Source organism: Moorena sp. SIO4A1 (assembly GCF_010672065.1).
Classification (GTDB): Bacteria; Cyanobacteriota; Cyanobacteriia; order Cyanobacteriales; family Coleofasciculaceae; genus Moorena.
The window spans coordinates 39,477-60,286 of the sequence record NZ_JAAHHX010000028.1 but is presented as its reverse complement, the minus strand read 5'-3'; the positions used below and the strand labels follow the sequence as shown (position 1 = coordinate 60,286).

Genomic DNA, 20,810 nt, shown 5'->3' with positions numbered 1-20,810 from the left:
TAATACTTATTGAAGGAGTTACATTTTTGTTAATTCCTGATTTATAACCCCCTAAATTACCCTTATTAAGGAGCACTTTTTTATCTAATTCTATCCTTCATCAGGAGCACTTTTTTATCTAATTCTATCCTTCATCAGGAGCACTTTTTTATCTAATTATACCTTCATCAGGAGCACTTTTTTATCTAATTCCCCCCTTAGTTAAGGGGGGTTAGGGGGGATCGCTGAGTTGGTCAATTCTCGCCCAAGAATAGAACTCCTGGATTATAAACCTCTATCGGTTTTTCCTGGAGAACGCTCACTAGTAGTTGTATTAGATTCTGGTGCAGTAATTTCTTTAGTGTCTTTATTATCTGTTTCGACATTTTCATCACTCGATCCAGCTTTTACTTCAGTTTCTTCAGGAGTTGTTACTGTTTCCTGAGAGTCGGAGCGATCGTCCCCTAAGGGGTTAGTATCGCCAGATGTATTTTCTACTACTTGCTCTTCATAATTTTGGTTAGATTCTGTATTTTCCATAGCCACTTTTATGGACCTCAATTGTTATGATACAGGGCAAGGACAAGACTCAATAAATTCTTCTTCAAAAGAGTGATAAATAAGCACAATAGTGCATATAATCAAGGCTTACTATGGTCATAACCCTTGATCTAAATCACATTTGGGTAGATCACATTTTGGCTTAATTTTTCTTGCCCTTAGCTTGCTTTATGATCATAAATTATACTTCTATAATAGCATATTATAAGCTTATTTGTCAAGGGAGCTAGAACCATTGCGGTGCCAGGCTTCACTCTTTATCTACTGCACCTAGAGCTTTTAACGTGTTTTTCTGAGGTTTGGTTAAACCAATGGCGTTTTTAATATTCATCCCTTCATAGGGTCGATCAATTCTCAGGGTTTTTATACATTCACCGGTGTCAAGATTCCAAAGCTTAATGGTTTCATCTTCGCTGCTACTCACTAACACAGGACGATTAGGACTAAAGGCAATTGACCGGACTGCTTTGTGGTGTCCCTGAAATAGTTTGAGAACAGTACCTGTACTGATATCCCACAGTTGAACAGTCTGGTCATCACTGCCACTGGCTAAACTCTTGCCATCTGGACTAAAGGCAATTGTTCTGACTCGAGATGTGTTACCGGATAAGGTTTGTAGACATTGCCCCGTTTCAACATCCCACAGTTTAATCGTCTGGTCTCCACTGGCACTGGCCAGCAGATTGGCACCGGGACTGAACACAACCGATAAAACCCAATCCTCGTGACCTGGCAATGTTTGTAGACAGGTTCCCGTACTGACATCCCAAAGTTTGATCGTGTTGTCATGGCTACCACTGGCTAGGATTTTACCGCAGGGACTGAAACTAATGGTTAAGACGTGCTGAATATGCCCTTCTAAGGTGTGCAGACATTCTCCTGTATGCCAATCCCAAAGCTTTACCGTTTGGTCACGACTGGCACTGGCTAAAATTTCTCCCTCTGGACTGAAGCTGACCGAATGCACCCAACTATCGTGTCCCCACAGTGTTTGCAAACACTCTCCTGTATTTGCATCCCAAAGTTTGATAGTTGTGTCGTCACTGCTACTGGCCAGAATCTGATGGTCTTTGGGAGCAAAAGTGACTGATGAGACTAGATTAGTATGTCCTGACAACGTTTGTAGACATTGCCCCGTATCAATATCCCACAATCTTACCCGTTGGTCTTCGCTACTACTGGCCAACATTTGACCATCTGGACTAAAAGCAACGGATAAGATCCAATTACTATACCCCTCCACTGTTCTTAAACATTGTCCGGTGTGGATATCCCATAACTTCATGGTTTGGTTTTCACTCACACTCAGCAAGGTTTGACCATCCGGATTAACAGCAACCAACCAAATCCGTGAAGCGTAGCTATTACCTAAAGGGGAATTGCTATACTTGTGCAACGTTTGGAGACATTTCCCGGTTTCCACCTCCCAGATTTTAACCGTTGTATCCTCACTACCGGTCACCAGTGTTTTACCATCTGGGCTGAAAGCAACTGACCACACATAACTGTTGTAGTCTGGTAAGGTTTTGATACACTCACCACTGGCTAAATCCCAAAATTTTACCGTTGTGCCATCACTTCCAGTTACCAATGTTTGTCCATCTGGGCTAAGGGCAATCGATAATACCCAATTGATCGGGATTTCTAGGACTTGCAGGCAAGAACCAGTGTTGACATCCCAGACTCTCACAGTTTGGTCTTCAGCCCCAGTGACCAACCTTTGTCCATTGGGACTGAAGGTAGTAAAAAATACCGGATTGCTATGGCCTGACAAGGTTTGCAGACATTTTCCAGTGTGAACATTCCACAGCTTTACCGTTTGGTCATGGCTACCACTGGCTAACATTTCCCCGTCTGGACTAAACCCTAGGGATTGCACCCAACTGGTATGACCTCGCAATGTTTTCAGACATTGCCCGGTCTGGACATTCCACAACCTGATCGTTTGGTCGTTACTACCACTGGCTAAAATTTCTCCCTCTGGACTAACAGCCAGGGATTGCACCCAAGCCTTGTGACCATTGCAGGTAATAATTTGTTTAATGTTGGCAACGTCCCACAACCAAATCTCATTATCAACACTAGTTGCCAGGAGTTTCCCATCTGGGCTAAAGGTCGCTGATAAAACCCCCCCTAAGGTGCGAGTCAAAGCCGACTTACTTAAATCGGCATTGGCGAAGTTGACTCGATGCAAATTCATGCCCTGTAGGTAAGCTTGCCAAACCGTTAAGTTAGAAAAATCATAGCCACTCAGGTCAAGATTAAGCTGCCAGAGTAAATTGAGAACATTGCCCCCGGCATATCCGGGTTTTCGAGGGGGAAAAGACTTCAGTTTTGATAAAATTTGATTCAAATAGTTTTGGACATTTTCTGGGAGACCAAGCAGGTTGAGTAGTTGCTCGGTAATCGGTTTGAGAATCAGCTGAATTTGGGCATTTCTCAGATAATCTTTGGCTTGGGCTTTGATTAAGGCACAGCGCTCCAATAGTGCTATTTCTACCGTTTGAATTTCGCAGAAAATCTGTTCAATTAAGCGATCGCTGACATACTCCATCACCACGGGTTGTTGAGTAAATTTTCCCGAAGTCTTCTCAATCATTGAGCGCAATTGTAGAGATTCTAAGGTTTCTAATAAATGTTTGAATGAAACAGCCGGAATAATGTCCCTTTGTAGCTCCTTAAATGAGACCCATTCTCGATTAATGGTCAGCCAGTACATCACCTGTTGTTCTAAAGTTGACAAGCGATTAAACTGCTGGTCCATTAAATCGGAAATATCACCAAAGACAATAGTGCCTTCTTCTAAAAACTGAGCCACATCGCCGTCAAACAACTCATAAATTGTCGTGGCAACAATCTTCAATGCTAAAGGATTGCCTGCATAAAACTCTACCAGTGCTTGACATTCGTCTTTTGAGACAGAAAAGCCTTTTTCCGCGAGAATTTTCTTCCCTTCTCCCTCGGTTAAGCCAGGTAACCTCAGGGAACGAATCGGAGCGTTTACACCTTCTTTGTTTCTAATTTCTCTGGGTTTCTCCCGACTGGTCAACACCAGACAACTTTGATGGTTAGTCTCGCCCCAGCTTCTGAGGAGTTGCCCATAGCCTTCATATCCTGGGCGATAGGCTCCTGCCCGTTGGTCAGGGGATAGAATTGACTCTACATTATCTAAGATGAACAAACAACGCTCTGCCCGCAGATATTCGATTAAACAGGAGATTTTACCATCTAAGCTTTCTGGTAAAGTGGTGTCTTGCTGATCGGACAAAAACCCAATCAGGTCCGTCAAAAGCTCGTGAATGGGTGGCGCATTACGCAAACTTCGCCAAATCAGGTACTGAAATTCCGATTGTAGACCCTGGGCTAACTTGACAGACAAAGTTGTTTTACCAATTCCACCCATGCCAATTAAGGTAATCAGTCGGCAATGGTCATTAATAATCCATTGTTTGAGTGTGGCTAATTCTTCCTTGCGCCCGTAGAAATTGGTAACATCAATTGCTTCTCCCAAGTCTTGGCGTTTGCTAGAGCTTCTGATTTGTGGCTTTTGATCTACAGTCTGGGATGACAGATCATCTACAGCCTGGGATGGCGGGTCAAAATCCAAATTGGCAATGGCTCTCCATTCCAGTGCCAATTTCTGAGAAAGTTCTTCAAAAGTAATATAGTCAACGGGTTTACCGGTCAGGAAGTTGCTGACTGTGGCTAAGGCAAACCCGACATCTTCCGCCAAAGCCCTCTGGCTCGGAAAACCGTTACGCCTGACTGCCAGTTTAACTTTTTCAATGCATTCCTGACGGACTTTGAGCGACCTAGGCATGGCTCATTTGATCATGACTGTAGGGATTATACCATTGACAAAGGAAAATTCAGTCACAAATTCTTCACAATTTAGTCACAAGTCAGATCATCTCAGGCGGTAAGTCAGTATGCAGTGGGGTTTGATGAATATATAGCAATTTAAGGCAAAAGGAATCCCCCCTAACCCCCCGCCCGGAAGGGGGGAAGGCAAAAGGCAATAGCGATGGAGTCGGCCAAAGGAGGAAAGTACCTCACCCAATTCAAAACTGCTATATATTCTAGGAATTTTATCCTAAATAAAACCATGAATGTGCTCTCTAAAAAACTGTTGGCAAGAACAACGTTATGGCTATTGTTAGAAATTTGGCTCAACTTCCTTGGACTAGATAACCTAGCTGATTACAGCGAATTTATCTTTGGAAATAATTTCAGCAGCGCCAGTGGGGTGCTAAAAATAGAAATAATTTGATCGCTAAATGGAAAACGTAAAACAACCAATTAGTTGATCAATTGCATTTGGAATAAGCCCAATTAATTTCTCATAATCAAGGTTCACCATGACTAATCAAAAACTCTTTACAAAACCCATTAATATTGAGTTAAGCCAAGTTTGTTCAAGCACATATGAGCTTCATAAACCGGATAAAAAACTAGATTATGTCAAACACTTTAAACACTATTGTAGTTTACCACAATCAATCAAAGTAGAAGCGACTAAACCCGAAAGCAGTAAGCCAGAGTTAGATTCAGAAGAAGGTTTGCCATTACTGCTCAAAGCAATTATTGAAGGCTTTGTTGATGGGGTGCTGATTATAACTACTAACCAAGAGTTGTTTCATGCCAATGAGTGTGGACGTCGAATGTGCTCTCAAATCTCTCAAGGTAAGTCACCGATAAACTCTATCCCTCAGCCAATTTGGCGAGTTTGCGAATCATTAATTGATAGTCGTGAGTTGTTTAGCGATCTCAAACTAATTATCGAAGCTGAAATTCAAGTGAATAAGTCAGTTAACTTTCGGGTTAGGGTTAGATGGTTAACGTTAGAGTTATCCCGAAATCATTATCTGTTAGTCACCCTAGAAGATAAACATCAATCTACCCAAAATTCCGCTATCACTGATGCTATTAAATATGGCTTAAGTCACCGGGAGAAGGAAGTATGGTTACTTAAAAAAGCCAACTTAACTTACGAAGAAATTGCACAGCAGCTATATATCAGCATCAATACTGTTAAGAAGCACCTGAAAAGCATTTACGCTAAACAAAAACAACTGATGCAGTATCAAAATTAATATATACAGGGTTTTTCATAGCTATGAGGTACACATTATTTTTTACCTCTTCCCTCACTTCCCCTCCTGGGAGCAGGGCTGTTTCAAACTTTAGTAAGTTAACGATTATTGGAGATAGGGGGATAGGGGGATAGGGGGATAGGGAAATAAACTAAAATTTACCGAAAAATGCCCAAATTTAGTCATTAAAATCTTACGAATTAACCGCCTTCAATCAACTCAAATCACTAACAATTTGTTAACGGCCTTGGTGTAAGGGAACGATAAATTTGCCCAAAATCCCGAGTATTAGTCCAAAATTCTCCCCATCTCCCCATCTCCCCATCTCCCCATCTATTTTTTGCGAGAATGAAACAGCCCTGCCCTCCTGGGAGGGGTTAGGGGTGGGTTACTCTTACCTGCTCCCTGCTCCCTGCTCCCTGCTCCCTGTTCCCTATCTCGACAGTTAAACCTAATTTTGTACGACTACTTAGAGTTCACTCAATTTTCTTCAAAAAAATGAAAACAGAAACAAAATTAGACGAGATTAATCTATTAAAAAGTATATCTCTTGGCGATCGCACTGCCTTTTGGCAGTTATGGCTGGTCAATCAAGACTATCTTTACGGTCGGTGCGTAACTTGGATGGGAGGCGATCGCACCAATGCTGAAGAAGCATTAAGTCTGGCCAGAATCAAGGCGTGGGAGAAACTACCACACCACGCCGAAAAAATTACTAATCCCAAAGCATGGCTAACTCGAATGACTCATAACCTCTGCGTAGATCTGCATCGAAAACGCCAGAGAGGTGCAATCGGTATGGAGAGCATTGAAGAAATGGCAGTGGGAGAACACCAGACATTAGCTTCTAGTGAGTACTCTCCTGAGTCAGCTATTCTCCGTCGCGAGTTACGAATGTACATCCGCCGTGAAATAGAGGCTCTGTCTCCCCAACTGCGAGAGCCTTTTGTGCTGCATTTTTACCAAGATATACCCTACCCAGACATTGCCAAAAAACTTGCTCTCTCGGTGGATAACGTTTACAAACGCATTCAAAAGGGGCGAGCAATTATGGAAAAGCAGTTGAAGCGGTATCTATCAGGAATAGATGATTCTTCCCCCTTGTTAAAAGAGATTGACAAGGATGAGATTTGGGATGAATTTAAAACTAAACAATCCGTGATTCCATCTCAAAATGCGAAGACAAAAGAGTGCCATTTTGAGCAAATTAATGATAAAATAAATTATGCGATAACAGCGATATGTCTAGAAACACTAACCCCTGTTTGGTAACCTTATCTCAGTCTTCAAAGGTCGAGTTAAATGTACAACTGTTATTAGATAAAAAAACCACCCGAAAACAGCAGAAGTTGAAAACCTTAACTAACTATGTGCAGCAGTATCCCTCTGGATGGAAAAAACGGTTGGAATTGGCTGATTTACTCTATGAAAGTGGAAACTGGGAGCAGGCTGTTAAGGAGTATGACCAAGTTATTGAGCGGCAATCTCAATTAATTCAGGTAAGGTTGAAACTGGGGAAACTTTTACAGTTGATGGGAGAGGTGGCTAAGGCAATTGAGGTTTATGAGAGTGCTTTGCCATTATCCAGTAATGTTGCTACTGGGCATCATATCCGGGGTTTGATAGAGGTCTGTCGCCGTCAGCCAGAGAAAGCAGTAAAAGCCTTTGAGACAGCCGCATCTTCTGAGCCAGAAAATCCGTCTCACTGGCTGGCATTGGGGCGGGTTGAGATGGAACTGGATCATGCTCACGCTGCTTTGAAAGCTTTTGAGCAAATCTTGTTACTTCAGCCAGATGATATTGTTGCTATGATTCACAGTTATGATGCACTCCTAATACTGGGTGATTTTCAGTCAGCAGAGTTGAGGTTAAGTAGAGCAGAAGAGTTAGCCCCTGGTGATTACTCAGTTTTAAAACGACGCTTGGCCTATCGTTGCCGGATGAAATTAGTATTGGGTAAGGAAGGGAAGCAGACTAAAAAGATAGTTAATGCTGTATTGAAACTGGCTCCCCACTCCGCTGATGCTCATAAGTTGCAGGCTGACTATTATCGGTTGCGAGGAGAGTCGGCAAAAAGCGTGGCTATATTGAAGCAGTTTACTGAGGAGTACCCAAATAATCCTCATGGCTGGTGTTATTATTCCCGGTTTTTGTCTGATAGGGGTGAAAATAAAAGGGCGGTTGAAGTTATTGAGAAAGCTGATCATCTATACCCGAATAATTGGCTAGTTTATGGAGCGTTATGTAAGTTGTAGGGTGCGAAGCATGAAATGTAACGCACCGTATTGATTCAAGAGCATTATGATTGGTTTATTATTATTGAACCTGATAGTGGGGAGTATTTTATCGATGAAGATGAAAAGGTAGCACTGGCAAAATACCGTTCTCAACATCCAGGTAAAAAGTGTATTATTATGCGAATTAATGAAACGGGAACTTGTGGTATAATATGATCCAAGGTGAATTTAAAGCGGTTTGCAATTCATTTAGGTACAAAGTTCTGGTTTTTTAGGGAGCAGGGAGCAGGGAGCAGGGAGCAGGGAGCAGGGAAGAGTAACCCACCCCTAACCCCTCCCAGGAGGGGAAGTGAGGGAAGAGGGAAGAAGGAAAACAATCCTGTGTACCTGATAGTTATGCAAACCGCCGTAATAGTCGAGGAGAGTTGTTTTTTGAAATTGGCTTGATGTCTGATGATGGAGAGATTTTTGCCGTAATGGCACTGTTAGATACAGGGTTTACTGATGATTTATCATAATACCAAAAACTGCTCGGATATCTTGACTACTGTTCCCTGTTCCCTGTTCCCTGTTCCCTTGAGATATCAATCCTATGTTCACATCTCAAATACAAACGCTATATGAGGGAAAGGTGGTTATTGAGGAAGAGGAGTTTACGGTTGAAGTGTTAGGAGGAGAGGGTGCATCTCATATTTGTAAAAAAGTTGCGTAGGGTGTGTTAGGGGGGCCTCATTTTCCGCTCAAGCGCCAGGGTTTAGACAGCCCGCCCCGTAACGCACCACCTTGTCAAACAACAAAAATGAGATGCACCCGGAGGAGATCAACTGGTGAATAGTCTTTTAGGTGTTTTGTGGTTACGAACAAAGCGTTTAGTTGTGGATTTTCCCATGGGAGTGTTAACCCTAGGATAAGCGATGCTCAGCAAAGAGCTGCTATGGGAAAGTATTACTGATAGTTAAAGAGGTGCGTTACACTTGGTTAACGCACCCGACAAGATCAGGGATTAGCCCAAAGGGCAGTGCTTCGCGATTGACCGTAGGTCACGCTACGGGAACGCACTAATTTGGGATCTTTAGCAAAAGATATTGCTTCTTCAGTACCTTTTATGCTAAACCGACAGTTAAAAAACTCAGAAAGCTTACGGTACAAGGGTTCTTAGGCTATTTAACTAGCAAAATTTTCTGAATACGGCCTCTTTCCCCTGCTCCGAACGCGCCCCGCGTGGCCCACGGCCTCAGTCCCTTTGCCAAAGTGTTTATTTAGCATGACCGTAGAGTCAAGATATCATCGATGGCACGATAGGTTTTTTTACTGACAATCCCATCAACAATCAAGTGGTTAGGATCAGATTCGTAGAGGGTTTCGTTGTAGTCGCTTTGGAACTTCATTACTACCTGTTCTGTTTGGGAGCCAAACTGTCCGTCAATAACCAAATAATAGCCCATGTAGCAATTTAAGAACTGCTGGAGAAAGCGGACAGCTTGACCGGCTTTTCCCTTTTTCAAAACTGGTAGGTGGGTGACGTAAGCAGCGTTAGCCTGACTAGTTACTTCAGAACCATTAGCTAGTGCCAAACCATTAGCTAGTGCAGAACCATTAGCTAGTACAGAGTTAGAATTGATAGTGTTAGTTCCCATGATTGATTTCTTTTCCTTGATGATTTGACGTTTACGATGGAATACCTTGTCAGGTTTCGACATTGGACAAAGTTTTTATTTTCTGTCTTTTGTCTCTACACCTTTAAGACGATATCAAAACCCTATTTTGGAATTTTTCGAGTTAGCACCAATTTTTGTCGATCGACTCACCCCATTAAACCTACTTGACCTCTCAAACCCCTCTTGCAATCTAACTTGTAGCCGTTTCAGTGTCAGGGACAATTGGGTGCATCTCAATGGATGAAATTAGGCAAAAATTCCCACACTTCCCGCGCCCCCGCCCCTTATTTTTTACAAATATGAGATGCACCAGGGACAATTTACCCCTGGTGCAACCGAGGCTATATCCCTGCCCTTGTATTTGTTACAGAGAGTACAAGATAAGGCTAAATTGGATTAATTACTAACAGTAACGAGCTGTATAGACCAAATAGCCGGTCGGGACTTCCTGGGATTCTGTTAGCATCAAAAAACCCCCTTAACGGGGGCTGTTCAGAGGTAAACTTGAGGGAGTTTGGTCGGTAGTTAGATATTATATATTTTGAAATTGTTTAGGTTTAGGACTTTATTTTGGTCAAGAATTTATTGTAGAATTATGACCTGCTCTTCAGATGATACCGCCTTAATTGCCAGGATGCGGCGAGGCATTTTGGGTTGAGTTGGGAGTAATTCAGTGACCAGTCACCAGTGATCAGATGATTGTAACGGGCGGTGAGCAGGGGCTGAGTTCACCGCCCTGTGCTATATCCCTACTAATTCGGGATCTTTAGCAAAACATATTACCGATGGCACGATAGGTTTCTTTCCCGACAATCCCATCTACAATCAAGTAGTCAGGATTAGATTTGCCCTGGTAGTTGTAGTCGCTTTGGAAATTCCTTACTGCCTGTTCTGTTTGGGGGCCAAACTGTCCGTCAAAAACCAAAGAATAGCCCATGTAGCAAATTAATAACTGCTGGAGAAAGCGGACAGCTTCACCGGCTTTTCCCTTTTTCAAAACTGGTAGGTGGGTGACGTAAGCAGCGTTAGCCTGACTAGTTACTTCAGAACCATTAGCTAGTGCAGAACCATTAGCTGGTGCAGAACCATTAGCTAGTGCAGAACCATTAGCTAGTGCAGATTTAGAATTGATAGTGTTAGTTAGCATGATGGATTTCTTTTCCTTAATGATTTGACGTTTACGATGGAATACCTTTTCAGGTTTCGACATTGGACAAAGTTTTTATTCTCTGTCTTTTGTCTCTACACCCTTAAGACGATCTCAAAACCCTATTTTGGAATTTTTCGAGTTAGCACCAATTTTTTGATATCGACTCACGCCATTCAAACCCATTTCAAAGCCCAAAACCCTTTTAAAACCTAACTTTTAGCCGTTTCAGTGTGTTGGGGGAAAAAGCTCGGAGCCGCTACCCGAACCCATTACTGATAGCAAAAAAGGTGCGTTACACGTTGTTAACGCACCCGACAAGATCAGGCATTAGTCCAAAGAGCGCTTCGCGATTTACCGTCTACGCGAACGCACTAATTTGGGATCTTTAGCAAAACATATTACCGATGGCACGATAGGTTTCTTTCCCGACAATCCCATCTACAATCAAGTAGTCAGGATTAGATTTGTCGAAGTAGTTGTAGTTGCTTTGGAAATCCCTTACTGCCTGTTCTGTTTGGGAGCCAAACTGTCCGTCAAGAACCAAATAATAGCCCGTGTAGCAATTTAAGAACTGCTGGAGAAAGCGGACAGCTTCACCGGCTGTTCCCTTTTTCAAAACTGGTAGGTGGGTGACGTAAGCAGCGTTAGCCTGACTAGTTACTTGAGAACCATTAGCTAGTACAGAGTTAGAATTGATAGTGTTAGTTGCCATGAGGGATTTCTTTTCCTTAATGATTTGACGTTTACGATGGAATACCTTTTCAGGTTTCGACATTGGACAAAGTTTTTATTCTCTGTCTTTTGTCTCTACACCCTTAAGACGATCTCAAAACCCAATTTTGGAATTTTTCGAGTTAGCACCAATTTTTTGATCTCAACTCACCCCATTAACCCCACTTCAAAGCTCAAAACCCTTTTTTAACCTAACTTGTAGCCGTTTCAGTGTGTTTGTTGAGAAAGCGATGCTCGGTACGAGCTGCTACGCGATGCTCGGTACGAGCCGCTACGCGAACGCATTACTGATAGCAAAACAGGTGCGCTACACTTTTTAACGCACCATACAAGATAGGCGATTAGCCCAAAAAGCTAGCGCTTCGCCATTGACCATAGGTCACGCTACGCGAACACACTGCACTATCTCCCTATCTCCCTAAAAAAAAATCGGTCAAGTTTGGGTTAACCCCAATCCTTGACCGAATTCTGTACTTTAACGTTCCACAAATACAGCTGAGCTGCACTCAACTATCGATAATTTCAGATCAACTATGACATGATTCCCGAGTTAGTCAGCAACTACTGGAAAGCAATAACATTCCAACTCATTTTGCTTGATGCTGCTTCATATTCCTCCACAAAACATCCTTCGCCAGTCCTGATTTGCCAGGGGGCAACCCTGGCAAAATCCTATCTTAATCTACGTAAAAATATCGAATCAAAAAGGTCATAACCTCACCAGGTTTTCCCGTCGGCTCCGGAGTGCTCCACTCGTCTGGTTCCGCATACTTAAGGGAATAAATGGCATTAATTGTTTTGCGAACCTTTTCAGGAGAACCGATCAAAAAGAGCTTGGCTTTCTTGGGTTTAGGACTTTGGTTGTCGGAAGGAGGAAAATTGTTACTCATCTGAAATTATGGATTGATTTTGTGGACACTATTAATTTATCAATAAGTTAATCGTTTGTCAAGGGGTTTAGAAATTTTTTTTATTAAGAAATCGGGAATCGGCAAAATGAAGAATGAAGAATGAAGAATGAAGAATGGAGAATGAAGAATGAAGAATGGAGACTGAAGAATGAAGAATGGAGACTGAAGAATGGAGACTGAAGAATGGAGACTGAAGACTGAACTAATTCTAAATTAGAATTTATAAATTATAAAAGTGCGATTGACCTACGGTCACGCTACGCGATCGCAAAAATGATTTGTGGTGGGAACCCCTGTGAGATCTCCCCATCTCCCCCTCTCCCCACACTTCCCACCCTCCCCACTTTTGCCTTTTGACTTCTGACTTCTAACTTCTGACTTGCGCGTAGCGCTATAATTGATTCAGTCAGTTTCAGTAAATCCCTGTCCCACATTCATCTACCTATTGATCAGGCAGCATTCCATCGGACCATCCTGTCGGCGGAATGCTAAAAAAAGCACTACCCCCATCACTCCTCTAAACAAAATCTAATGTCTGGTAACTCACCCCCACTGATTCAAACCCTGACCCCAGACCGTTGGGCAGGGTGGAGCATGGACTTTATCGGGGCAGGCTATATCGCTTTATTTGTCAAAAATGGTCGGTGTGTGCGGGTATGGAAACCAGGGCGTCATGTCAGCTTTGCCCTACCCTGGCTAGAAAAATGTGAACTGCTCCTAGTAGACAGCAAACTCCGGCACTTGCCCATTACCTCTCAGGGAGACTTTCTATCCCGGGATCAGTATCTTGTCAATGTCTCTTTGAATGTAATGTATCAAGTCGTAGATGCCAAACGAGTTGCCCTAGAAATATCTGACCCCATTGCTGCCCTAACTAGTGCCGTTAAAGATAGTTTAGGAGTAGCAATTAGTCACCTGAGGATGGAACAGTTAACCAATCAGGGACGAGTAGAAGTCCGACAATACGTTCTCGACCATGTTGACGTTTACTATACCGTAGGCTTTTCCATCGAAGATGTGCGAGTCAGTGACATCAGCTTTCCTAACACACGGGGGATAATTCGTCAAGTCGAAGGGATGAGTGCTCGACAGGAAGCAGAACATGAAGCCGTCCTAAAAATGCAGATTGCCAATGCTGGTCGCCCAGAACTCTCCCCACCACCAATCCAGCAAGTCAATATCCTCCCTGGTGGAGAAGCTAACTCTAAACACGCCATTGTCAATCAAGAAGTACCTAGGGCTACAATTCCAGACGAATCAGCCGCCACACCCAGTCTGCCGATTCGCGATCAACCAGTACTTGCCCCAACCGTACTTTTTTCCAATCCTACCCCACCAAGCAAGGGGCGTTTAGTAAACCCTTCATCCGGTACCATCATTGTTTTGTCTGCTAATCCTTTCACCATTGGCAGAGAACCCACGAACACCCTAGTGTTAGAAGATGCGATGTGTTCTCGCAACCATGCCCAAATTCTCCAAATTCCAGAGCCTCAGGACAAAGTGCGCTATCAAATCATTGATGTTGGTAGTTCCAATGGTACTTTTGTGGACCAACAGCGGCTTACCTCCCATCAACCCTTTTGGCTCAGTGCAGGAAATGTGATCCAGATTGGTAATCAGGAATGGACTTTCCAGTTACCTTGAGCAGTTGATCCGCATCTAATACTCTACGAGGCAGCATGACCGTAAACGTAGTGCCAACACTGACATCACTGTTTAGACTAATTGTCCCGCCATGGATATCGACACATTTTTTGACAATAGCTAACCCCAGTCCAGTACCAGAAATATTTTCTACATTCGAGCCATGACCGGAACATATTCTTCCCCAATATGGGAGCTAATCGGGATTAGTTCTATAGTTCCCACTTTTCTAGGCAAGAGCGTCAACCAACAAACTGCGTAAAAATTGGGTTCGATTACCCATTACCTATTACCAGTTGGGTTAACGGGGGTATTCAACCCTGATTAGGTATGGCTATCGATGCTTGATTAACAGCTTTTGTGATAATATACGGGTATATTGCGATTGGGGCTGTGGCTCAGCTGGATAGAGCAAGCGCCTCCTGAAAAATCGGGCACCATGGAAGAAATTCCGTGAGTGAATGTGGTCAAATTCGGTGAAACCTAAGGGGTATTTAGCTTACTCAGTACTCTAAGGCAATACCGAGCCAAGCCTGAATCTGTGTGCGAGTCATCGCCCTTGGTTAAATGCAGGAAGGTGGAGAGACTAGACGGCCACCACCTAAGGGGTATTAACCTTAAGGGGTATTAACCTAGGGTGAAGGTATAGTCCAGAGAGTGGGGAAACTCACACCAATCTGAAGCGCTAGGTCGCCGGTTCGAATCCGGCCAGTCCCGTTGATAAGCTGTTAGCTATTAGGTAAGTTAACTAAATTCAAGAACTACTTCAATACTTCTTCTAATTGGTGCTGCTCCCAAAGAAAGCGATAAATACCAGGTTGTTGTAGAAGTTCACCATGAGAACCAGTTTGGACAATTTCCCCTGCGTCCATGACCAAAATCCGGTCAGCCTTGGCAGCAGCTGAAAGTTGATGGGAGATAAAAATTACAGTTTTGCGCTGGACTCCTTCCGAGAGATTGTCCAGAATTTGGGTTGCTGTCTGATTATCCACACTGGAAAGGGCATCATCAAGAATCAGCACTGGTGCATCCATCAGCAGAGCTCTAGCTAAAGCAGTACGTTGTCGCTGCCCCCCAGAGAGGGTTATTCCCCTTTCCCCAACAATTGTTTCGTACTGCTGGGGGAAATTCATAATTTCCGGGTGAATTTGGGATTGCGAAGCTGCGTATTCTACCTCTGAGTGTTCGCTGATTGGTATACCGTAGCAGATATTGTTTTTAATGCTAGTGCTGAACAAGAAGCTGTCTTGAGGAACATATGCGATCGCATTCCGCAAGTCCTGCAAGGGCAGCTTAGTAGTATCATATCCATCCAAAAACAGTTGACTAGCTTGAATATCCAGCAAACGAGGCAAGGCATTAGCCAGGGTAGATTTTCCACAACCAATGGCTCCCACAATCGCTACTGTCTCACCTGCATTAATCGTGAAGCTAACATTTTTCAGGGCAGGAGTTTTGCTGCCGGGGTAAGTGTAACTCAAGTTTACAGCCTTGAGCTTACCCCTTACTGGCGTTGGCAGGCTAACCGAATCTGGGGCATTTGTAATCCGAGGCTGAGCCAAGAGAATCGACTCAATACGATCAATACTCACTTCACCACGTTGATAAGCAGTGATGGTAAACCCTAGCAGTGCTGTGGGGAAGACTAAACGTTCAGTGTAAATAATCAGCGCCACAAAGTCACCAATACTGATAGCACCGGATTCAATGGAACCAGGACCAATGCTTAAAAGCACCAGTAAGCTGAGGTAGGTAAGAGCCTCAACTATCGGAAACAGAAAGTTTCGTGTTCTTGCCAAATTGAGATTTGCTCCCAAAAGCTGCTGATTGAGCTGATGGAACGCACGACGCTCGTTTTCTTCCTGAGCGTAGATTTTAATCATGGCGATACCACTCATATCTTCCTGAATCAGCTCACTGAGGTTAGAAAGTTTCTCCTGGACTTCTTGTTGTTGGCTGCGCAGTTTCTCACTAAATAGCTTGACAATAATCAACATCAACGGATAAACCGCCAATGCTAAGAACGTCAACCACGGATCAATGGCAATCATAACCGGCAGGGTCAAACAGTAGGCAAACACCGTATTCGCCAGACTCAAAACTGCAAACCCCAATAGACGCCGAATATTATCCACATCACTGGTGGCTCGGTTAATCAAATCACCTATCGTGTTCTGAGAAAAATAGGCTGGTTCCAATGTCAGCAAATGCTTAAAAATCCGCTGCTTCAGGTCAAATTCAACTTTGCGCCCCACTCCAAACAATAGGATGCGCGAAACCATCCGAATCCCCCACATCAATGAGGTGAGTATCAAAATAAGCAGCACAAAGCTAGAGACTTGGTCAAAGCTCAAAGTTTGACTCAACTTGTCAATAGTATCCCTGATCAGTAAGGGGATATAAACACCAAGTCCATTGACAATAAGGAGGGCAAAAATACCTAGGGCTGACTGTCGCCAGTATGGGCGCAGGTAAAGCAGCAGTTTTTTTAGACGGGAATTCAGCATGTTACAATACTATACAATTCCAGTCCTGGTTACAATATTCAACCATACCCCTCCTTTAGGCTTAACCTTTCACCAAAAATTCGGGGAGTAATTACCCTCAATGGAACCGCAGATCAGGATAAATCATCGACCCTTACTGAAGGTGAGAGCTGAGGGTGGTATCGGTTTACTTCCAATTAAACCAGAAACCCACACTATACCCGATCGGGTTAATGTGGGTAGTTAACATCAGGTGCAACATTTAACCTGTACAAACCTACTTACAAGCAGATAGGACGATGGTATAGCAAAGCGTGAAAACTAATGGTTGTTGCCGACAAAGCAATGCCAAAAGCATTGCGCTAATTTTATTGATGGAGGCTCTCGGCCTACTCTCAAACCGCACTGTAACTTCACTCAGTCCATTATTTTACGTCGCTTAACTTACGACCAGCTTATCAGCTTTTAGTTCTTCGTTGGGCGGTAGTGTTCCCTTGTTAAACAAGTTACTAACTTATTTCAGTGTAAAACAATGAATAGTGTTTGACAAGGTTTAGATAGCTATAAGGCTAATAGTTGCACCTCTATATGTCAAGAAACATCTCTTGCGGTCGGCGATTCAACTTCTGTGCCGGTAACTCGTCCTCCTCGTAGTTGGAACAAAATATTGCTAAAGAAGGTGTTAATTACCCCGGTAGTCTGCTCAAGGGCTCCGATAGAAGGAATAAAAGCTCGGATGCCAATGGCTTGATTGGGTGGAACAAGTTGAGCCAACACAGCGTCCCTAGGGAAAGGACTAGCATTAGTAGTAAGCTGAATTGATTCCCCATTGGGGACAAATGCAGTGAGGGTTTCCTCCTGCCACCCAATTGTTTTCGCCATTTGAACCGCAGGTTGGTTTTGAACGACTCCAGGCCCGAGAAGTTGAGCCAGCCGATTAGATAGAAAAGGGGTGCTGGCCACAAGCAAGACAAAAAATCCTGTCCAAATCAAGGTAGGTCCTGGGTTAGAGATATTGTCACCTTTAATTCGCATTGCTCCTAGGAACCACAGCACAAGTGCTAAGCCCAATGGTTGAAAGGGAAGTGAGAGAATTGTCCATATCGGTGAAACCAGGGCATTGTTTGGGCGGAAAAACAGCAGGACAATGATGGCAAAAACCAAAAAACCCCCAAGCCAGGTGAAATACTGTTTAGGGATGATTTCGAGCAGCAGCTTGGCGAGCAAAAATCCAAGCACTACCCATAGCAGGACTAGAAATAGTAGTTGCATAAGTGAATACCATTGTAAGTTTTTGACCGTTAGCTGTTTGTTGTGGAAGTTTGATCCGACAACTCAACGTCCTATCCGGCTAGTCGTATTCGGCTAATTGATAAACTGTGGTAATTTGATAGGCATACATCCCTCAAATTGGGGGGACATGCTCAGTTTGAGGAATCTCTCAACAGGTAAATCACCCCAGTCTGAATTGCCTTAACACCGGCATTATACTTGCCATTGGCTGAAAAGCGTCACTTTGAAATTGGTGTGAGTGCGATCAAACTAGGAAACGTTTTCTGTCAAAGGGGTTGAAATTTTGCTAGTTCAACCAATAATCATAGAATACTCTTGGCGAATTAAGAGGGGATATTCGGATCTGACCCCATTTAATAGCAGACTAGGCAAGACTTCATACTCCATGTCTATCTGTCTCGCGCCGATATTGATGGCCGATATTGATGGCCGATATTGATGTTTGTTTGATTGAAAACGTTGCCGGTGGATAAACCAGCTCAAATGGGAAACACTACATACAACACGACTCCTACCATACAAGAGTCTCTGACGGTGGAAAACCGCATCAGTCGTTTGGAATTAATTGTTGGACAAATCGGAGAGGCAGTACTTGCCACTACCGAAACCATAGACCGTCTAGCTGACCGGGTCGATAACTTTGTCATTCAAGTACAAAACCAAGGGCAGCAAGTTCAACAACAAGGCTACCAGCTTTTTGCTCTCAGTGATGCGGTGCAAACCTTGGCAGAAACTCAAAATGAGTCTCTAAAACAGCTTGAGCAAGTCACACAAACCTTGCAAAAGCTTGCTGCAGCTATTGAAACAGGGGAACACTGACCTTCCTTGCCCTTGATTTAAGCACCAAGCTTGTCTATTGAGACTGGGTATGGGGTGTCAGCGAACGGCTGTGCGGTTACAAGAAGGCTAAAGCCCTTTTTTACCATACTTTCGCCTGTCAAAACCGCTCAAAACTTTTGGGGATTATTTACAGGTTTATTGACAATAAATTGCTCAATGTCAGCCTAGACCCACCCGCTCACCCTATCCTGACTCTGAGCGCCGTGCATTGAAGAGTGGAGTGTTGTGGAATTCAAGCTAAAGCTTTTCAGCATGGTAAAAATATGCTACCACAACGAGAGTACCCAAAACTGATTAGGAGAGCATTAATGCATTTTCCAACGCGGTACTTCCTCCTTGTTACGGTGAGTGTACTCATGAGCTTATTGACCGTTAGCTGTAGTGGCCAAAAAGTTGAATGTCAGAAGATTATTGAAGTGGCGAACCAGGCAGTTGAAGAAGCTAAAACCCTGACTAATGGTGGAGAATCAAGCGATCCCGAGGCAATGCTCCAGGCAGCTGATGCTATGGAGGGGGCATCTCAAGACATGGAATCGATAATAGTTAAGGACGAACAGCTCCAAGACTATCAAGCTGGTTTTATTAAGATGTATCGCAATACCAGCAAGGCGACTCGCGACTTTGTAGAGGCTTTTAAGAAGCAAGACCGCTCAGCTGCTGAGGAAGCCTTGAGCAATTTGCAGAAAGCCACCACCCCAGAACCAAAATTAGTGGCGGATATTAATACCTATTGCTCAGCTAACTAGGGGGTTGAAACAATTAATAAAACCCTATTATTACCTCGACGTCTGTATTGCCAGACAGGTTGTTTAGATTTCTTGTGGCGGGCTGACTGCGCTATAGAATCGCCGTCTAGAGCGCAGCTGAAAAACCCTATATTTTTATATCCTGCTTAGGCAATACCCAAAATACCGTATCTGCTAGGTCTATCGTAAATTTACCATTGAAGTCTATGGTATGTTTCGTTTGTCAAGTACTGCTATTAGTATATTTAAACAATCTGCCGTTGATATCTCATGAAATATGCCTTGGTTCATGAGTGGTTGACTCCCAAAGCAACTGGTGGCTCGGAACTGGTAGTTCAAGAAATACTCAAACACATTGATGCCGACCTGTACGCCCTGATTGATTTTGAATCAACCAATCCCCAGAGTTATCTATATCAGCGTTCTATTGGCACAACCTTCCTACAGAACTTACCCTTCGCTCGTAACGGGGTTCAGAAATATCTGCCGCTGCTACCCTTAGCGATTGAACAGCTGGAACTAGGGGAGTATGATGTTATTCTCTCCTCTTCCCATGCTGTTGCCAAGGGTGTCCTTACTAGTCCCCAACAACTGCATATCTGCTACTGCCATACGCCCATGCGTTATGCCTGGGACTTGACGTTTGATTATTTGCGCAGTAGTGCTATGGGACAGGGTTTTCCAGGGTTGATCACTCGCTATCTGCTTCATCGGTTACGTCAGTGGGACGTGATTACAGCAAATCGGGTGGATTACTTTATTGCCAACTCTCATCACACAGCACGGCGGATCTGGCGCTGCTATCGGCGTAGGGCTGAAGTGATTTACCCACCGGTTAATATTGAACGTTTTCCTTTCCAGGAAGAAAAAGAAGATTTTTATCTGACCGTTTCCCGGATAGTAAGTTACAAACAAGTATCTTTAATTGTTCAAGCTTTTAATCAACTGGGATACCCTCTAGTGGTGATTGGTGATGGCTCAGATTTAGCAGGGATTCGCAACTTGGCTCACAAGAATGTAAAATTTTTGGGATTTCAACCCAATCAGGTGGTTGAGCAGTATATGGCTAAAGCTAAAGGGTTTGTCTATGCTGCCTGTGAGGATTTCGGCATTGCCCTGGTGGAAGCCCAAGCTTGTGGTACGCCGGTGATTGCCTATGGTGCTGGTGGGGCACTAGAAACAGTTCTAGATATTCGGCAACATTTAGACAGTGGTACAGGTCTATTGTTTCCAGACCAAAGCTCAGAGGCTTTGATTGAAGCCATGGAAACCTTTGAGACCTTGGCAGGAAAGTTTAATCGGGAAGCGAGCCGGTTAAACGCTGCCAAATTTGCCCCCAACATTTTTGCTGATCGCTACCTGACATTTCTGGAAAAGTGTTATCAAGACTACCAGTTTTAATTTCTCTGGTAAAAAATTAAATATCCGAGCTGGCTATGGGCTATAGCGAGTGTCTCGTAGCTTTATGATTATGACGTGT

18 protein-coding genes and 1 pseudogene are annotated in these 20,810 nt (G+C 43.6%); 9 read left to right on the top strand and 10 right to left on the bottom strand.

Features of this window, described 5'->3' with window-relative positions; genetic code table 11:
• Positions 1 to 264: 264 nt before the first annotated feature.
• On the bottom strand, positions 265 to 540 hold the full coding sequence (locus tag F6K53_RS19505) for a hypothetical protein (protein ID WP_293081749.1): 276 nt from the start codon (positions 538 to 540) through the stop codon (positions 265 to 267).
• A gap of 250 nt (positions 541 to 790) precedes the next feature.
• Positions 791 to 4,360 (bottom strand): NB-ARC domain-containing protein, encoded by a 3,570-nt coding sequence (locus F6K53_RS19500; RefSeq protein WP_293070569.1) that lies wholly within the window; start codon positions 4,358 to 4,360, stop codon positions 791 to 793.
• 204 nt (positions 4,361 to 4,564) lie between these two features.
• On the opposite strand from F6K53_RS19500, the gene F6K53_RS19495 reads away from it, so the two are divergent.
• The 5 genes from F6K53_RS19495 (at position 4,565) to F6K53_RS19475 (ending at position 8,086) form a co-directional block, all read left to right on the top strand.
• A complete protein-coding gene (locus F6K53_RS19495) occupies positions 4,565 to 4,810 on the top strand; it encodes a hypothetical protein (protein ID WP_293041767.1) in 246 nt (81 codons plus the stop codon).
• Positions 4,811 to 4,898: 88 nt separating this feature from the next.
• Complete coding sequence (locus F6K53_RS19490; protein WP_293041770.1) at positions 4,899 to 5,633, top strand: LuxR C-terminal-related transcriptional regulator; 735 nt, start codon at positions 4,899 to 4,901, stop codon at positions 5,631 to 5,633.
• Between the two features lie 498 nt (positions 5,634 to 6,131).
• Positions 6,132 to 6,905 carry an RNA polymerase sigma factor gene (locus F6K53_RS19485; protein WP_293025363.1) on the top strand — a complete coding sequence of 258 codons (774 nt, stop codon included), beginning with the start codon at positions 6,132 to 6,134 and terminating at the stop codon, positions 6,903 to 6,905.
• Positions 6,875 to 7,888: a tetratricopeptide repeat protein gene (locus F6K53_RS19480; protein ID WP_293041776.1), complete on the top strand. Its 1,014-nt coding sequence runs from the start codon at positions 6,875 to 6,877 to the stop codon at positions 7,886 to 7,888. Before F6K53_RS19485 ends, F6K53_RS19480 begins: the two co-directional genes overlap by 31 nt.
• A gap of 30 nt (positions 7,889 to 7,918) precedes the next feature.
• Positions 7,919 to 8,086 carry a hypothetical protein gene (locus tag F6K53_RS19475; RefSeq protein WP_293041779.1) on the top strand — a complete coding sequence of 56 codons (168 nt, stop codon included), beginning with the start codon at positions 7,919 to 7,921 and terminating at the stop codon, positions 8,084 to 8,086.
• 1,043 nt (positions 8,087 to 9,129) lie between these two features.
• Here the strand turns inward: F6K53_RS19475 and F6K53_RS19470 are convergent.
• The 5 genes from F6K53_RS19470 to F6K53_RS19450 all read right to left on the bottom strand — a co-directional run bounded on the left by F6K53_RS19470 (position 9,130) and on the right by F6K53_RS19450 (position 12,755).
• Positions 9,130 to 9,570, bottom strand: a complete 441-nt coding sequence (locus F6K53_RS19470; protein WP_229415271.1) for a peptidoglycan-binding domain-containing protein — start codon at positions 9,568 to 9,570, stop codon at positions 9,130 to 9,132.
• Between the two features lie 724 nt (positions 9,571 to 10,294).
• Complete coding sequence (locus F6K53_RS19465) at positions 10,295 to 10,738, bottom strand: peptidoglycan-binding domain-containing protein (RefSeq protein ID WP_229415272.1); 444 nt, start codon at positions 10,736 to 10,738, stop codon at positions 10,295 to 10,297.
• 325 nt (positions 10,739 to 11,063) lie between these two features.
• Positions 11,064 to 11,453: a peptidoglycan-binding domain-containing protein gene (locus tag F6K53_RS19460; protein WP_293025359.1), complete on the bottom strand. Its 390-nt coding sequence runs from the start codon at positions 11,451 to 11,453 to the stop codon at positions 11,064 to 11,066.
• Between the two features lie 634 nt (positions 11,454 to 12,087).
• Positions 12,088 to 12,300, bottom strand: coding sequence for a hypothetical protein (locus F6K53_RS19455; protein WP_293025358.1), 213 nt, complete (start codon positions 12,298 to 12,300; stop codon positions 12,088 to 12,090).
• Positions 12,301 to 12,578: 278 nt separating this feature from the next.
• Positions 12,579 to 12,755 (bottom strand): hypothetical protein, encoded by a 177-nt coding sequence (locus F6K53_RS19450; RefSeq protein ID WP_293046679.1) that lies wholly within the window; start codon positions 12,753 to 12,755, stop codon positions 12,579 to 12,581.
• 97 nt (positions 12,756 to 12,852) lie between these two features.
• Here F6K53_RS19450 and F6K53_RS19445 point away from each other — a divergent pair, with 97 nt between their 5' ends.
• Positions 12,853 to 13,965, top strand: a complete 1,113-nt coding sequence (locus F6K53_RS19445; protein WP_293046676.1) for an FHA domain-containing protein — start codon at positions 12,853 to 12,855, stop codon at positions 13,963 to 13,965.
• Here the strand turns inward: F6K53_RS19445 and F6K53_RS19440 are convergent.
• The 3 genes and pseudogenes from F6K53_RS19440 to F6K53_RS19430 form a co-directional block, all read right to left on the bottom strand.
• Positions 13,907 to 14,128: pseudogene (locus tag F6K53_RS19440) on the bottom strand (ATP-binding protein); the annotation flags it as partial. The gene F6K53_RS19445 and the pseudogene F6K53_RS19440 overlap by 59 nt on opposite strands.
• A gap of 598 nt (positions 14,129 to 14,726) precedes the next feature.
• A complete protein-coding gene (locus F6K53_RS19435; protein ID WP_293081745.1) occupies positions 14,727 to 16,472 on the bottom strand; it encodes an ABC transporter ATP-binding protein in 1,746 nt (581 codons plus the stop codon).
• A gap of 570 nt (positions 16,473 to 17,042) precedes the next feature.
• Positions 17,043 to 17,723 carry a hypothetical protein gene (locus F6K53_RS19430; RefSeq protein ID WP_293025355.1) on the bottom strand — a complete coding sequence of 227 codons (681 nt, stop codon included), beginning with the start codon at positions 17,721 to 17,723 and terminating at the stop codon, positions 17,043 to 17,045.
• A gap of 504 nt (positions 17,724 to 18,227) precedes the next feature.
• Between F6K53_RS19430 and F6K53_RS19425 the strand changes: the two genes are divergently transcribed.
• The 3 genes from F6K53_RS19425 to F6K53_RS19415 all read left to right on the top strand — a co-directional run bounded on the left by F6K53_RS19425 (position 18,228) and on the right by F6K53_RS19415 (position 20,731).
• Positions 18,228 to 18,563, top strand: coding sequence for a hypothetical protein (locus F6K53_RS19425; protein WP_293025354.1), 336 nt, complete (start codon positions 18,228 to 18,230; stop codon positions 18,561 to 18,563).
• A gap of 329 nt (positions 18,564 to 18,892) precedes the next feature.
• Complete coding sequence (locus F6K53_RS19420) at positions 18,893 to 19,330, top strand: hypothetical protein (RefSeq protein WP_293025353.1); 438 nt, start codon at positions 18,893 to 18,895, stop codon at positions 19,328 to 19,330.
• 270 nt (positions 19,331 to 19,600) lie between these two features.
• Positions 19,601 to 20,731, top strand: coding sequence for a glycosyltransferase (locus tag F6K53_RS19415; protein WP_293025352.1), 1,131 nt, complete (start codon positions 19,601 to 19,603; stop codon positions 20,729 to 20,731).
• Positions 20,732 to 20,810 lie beyond the last annotated feature (79 nt).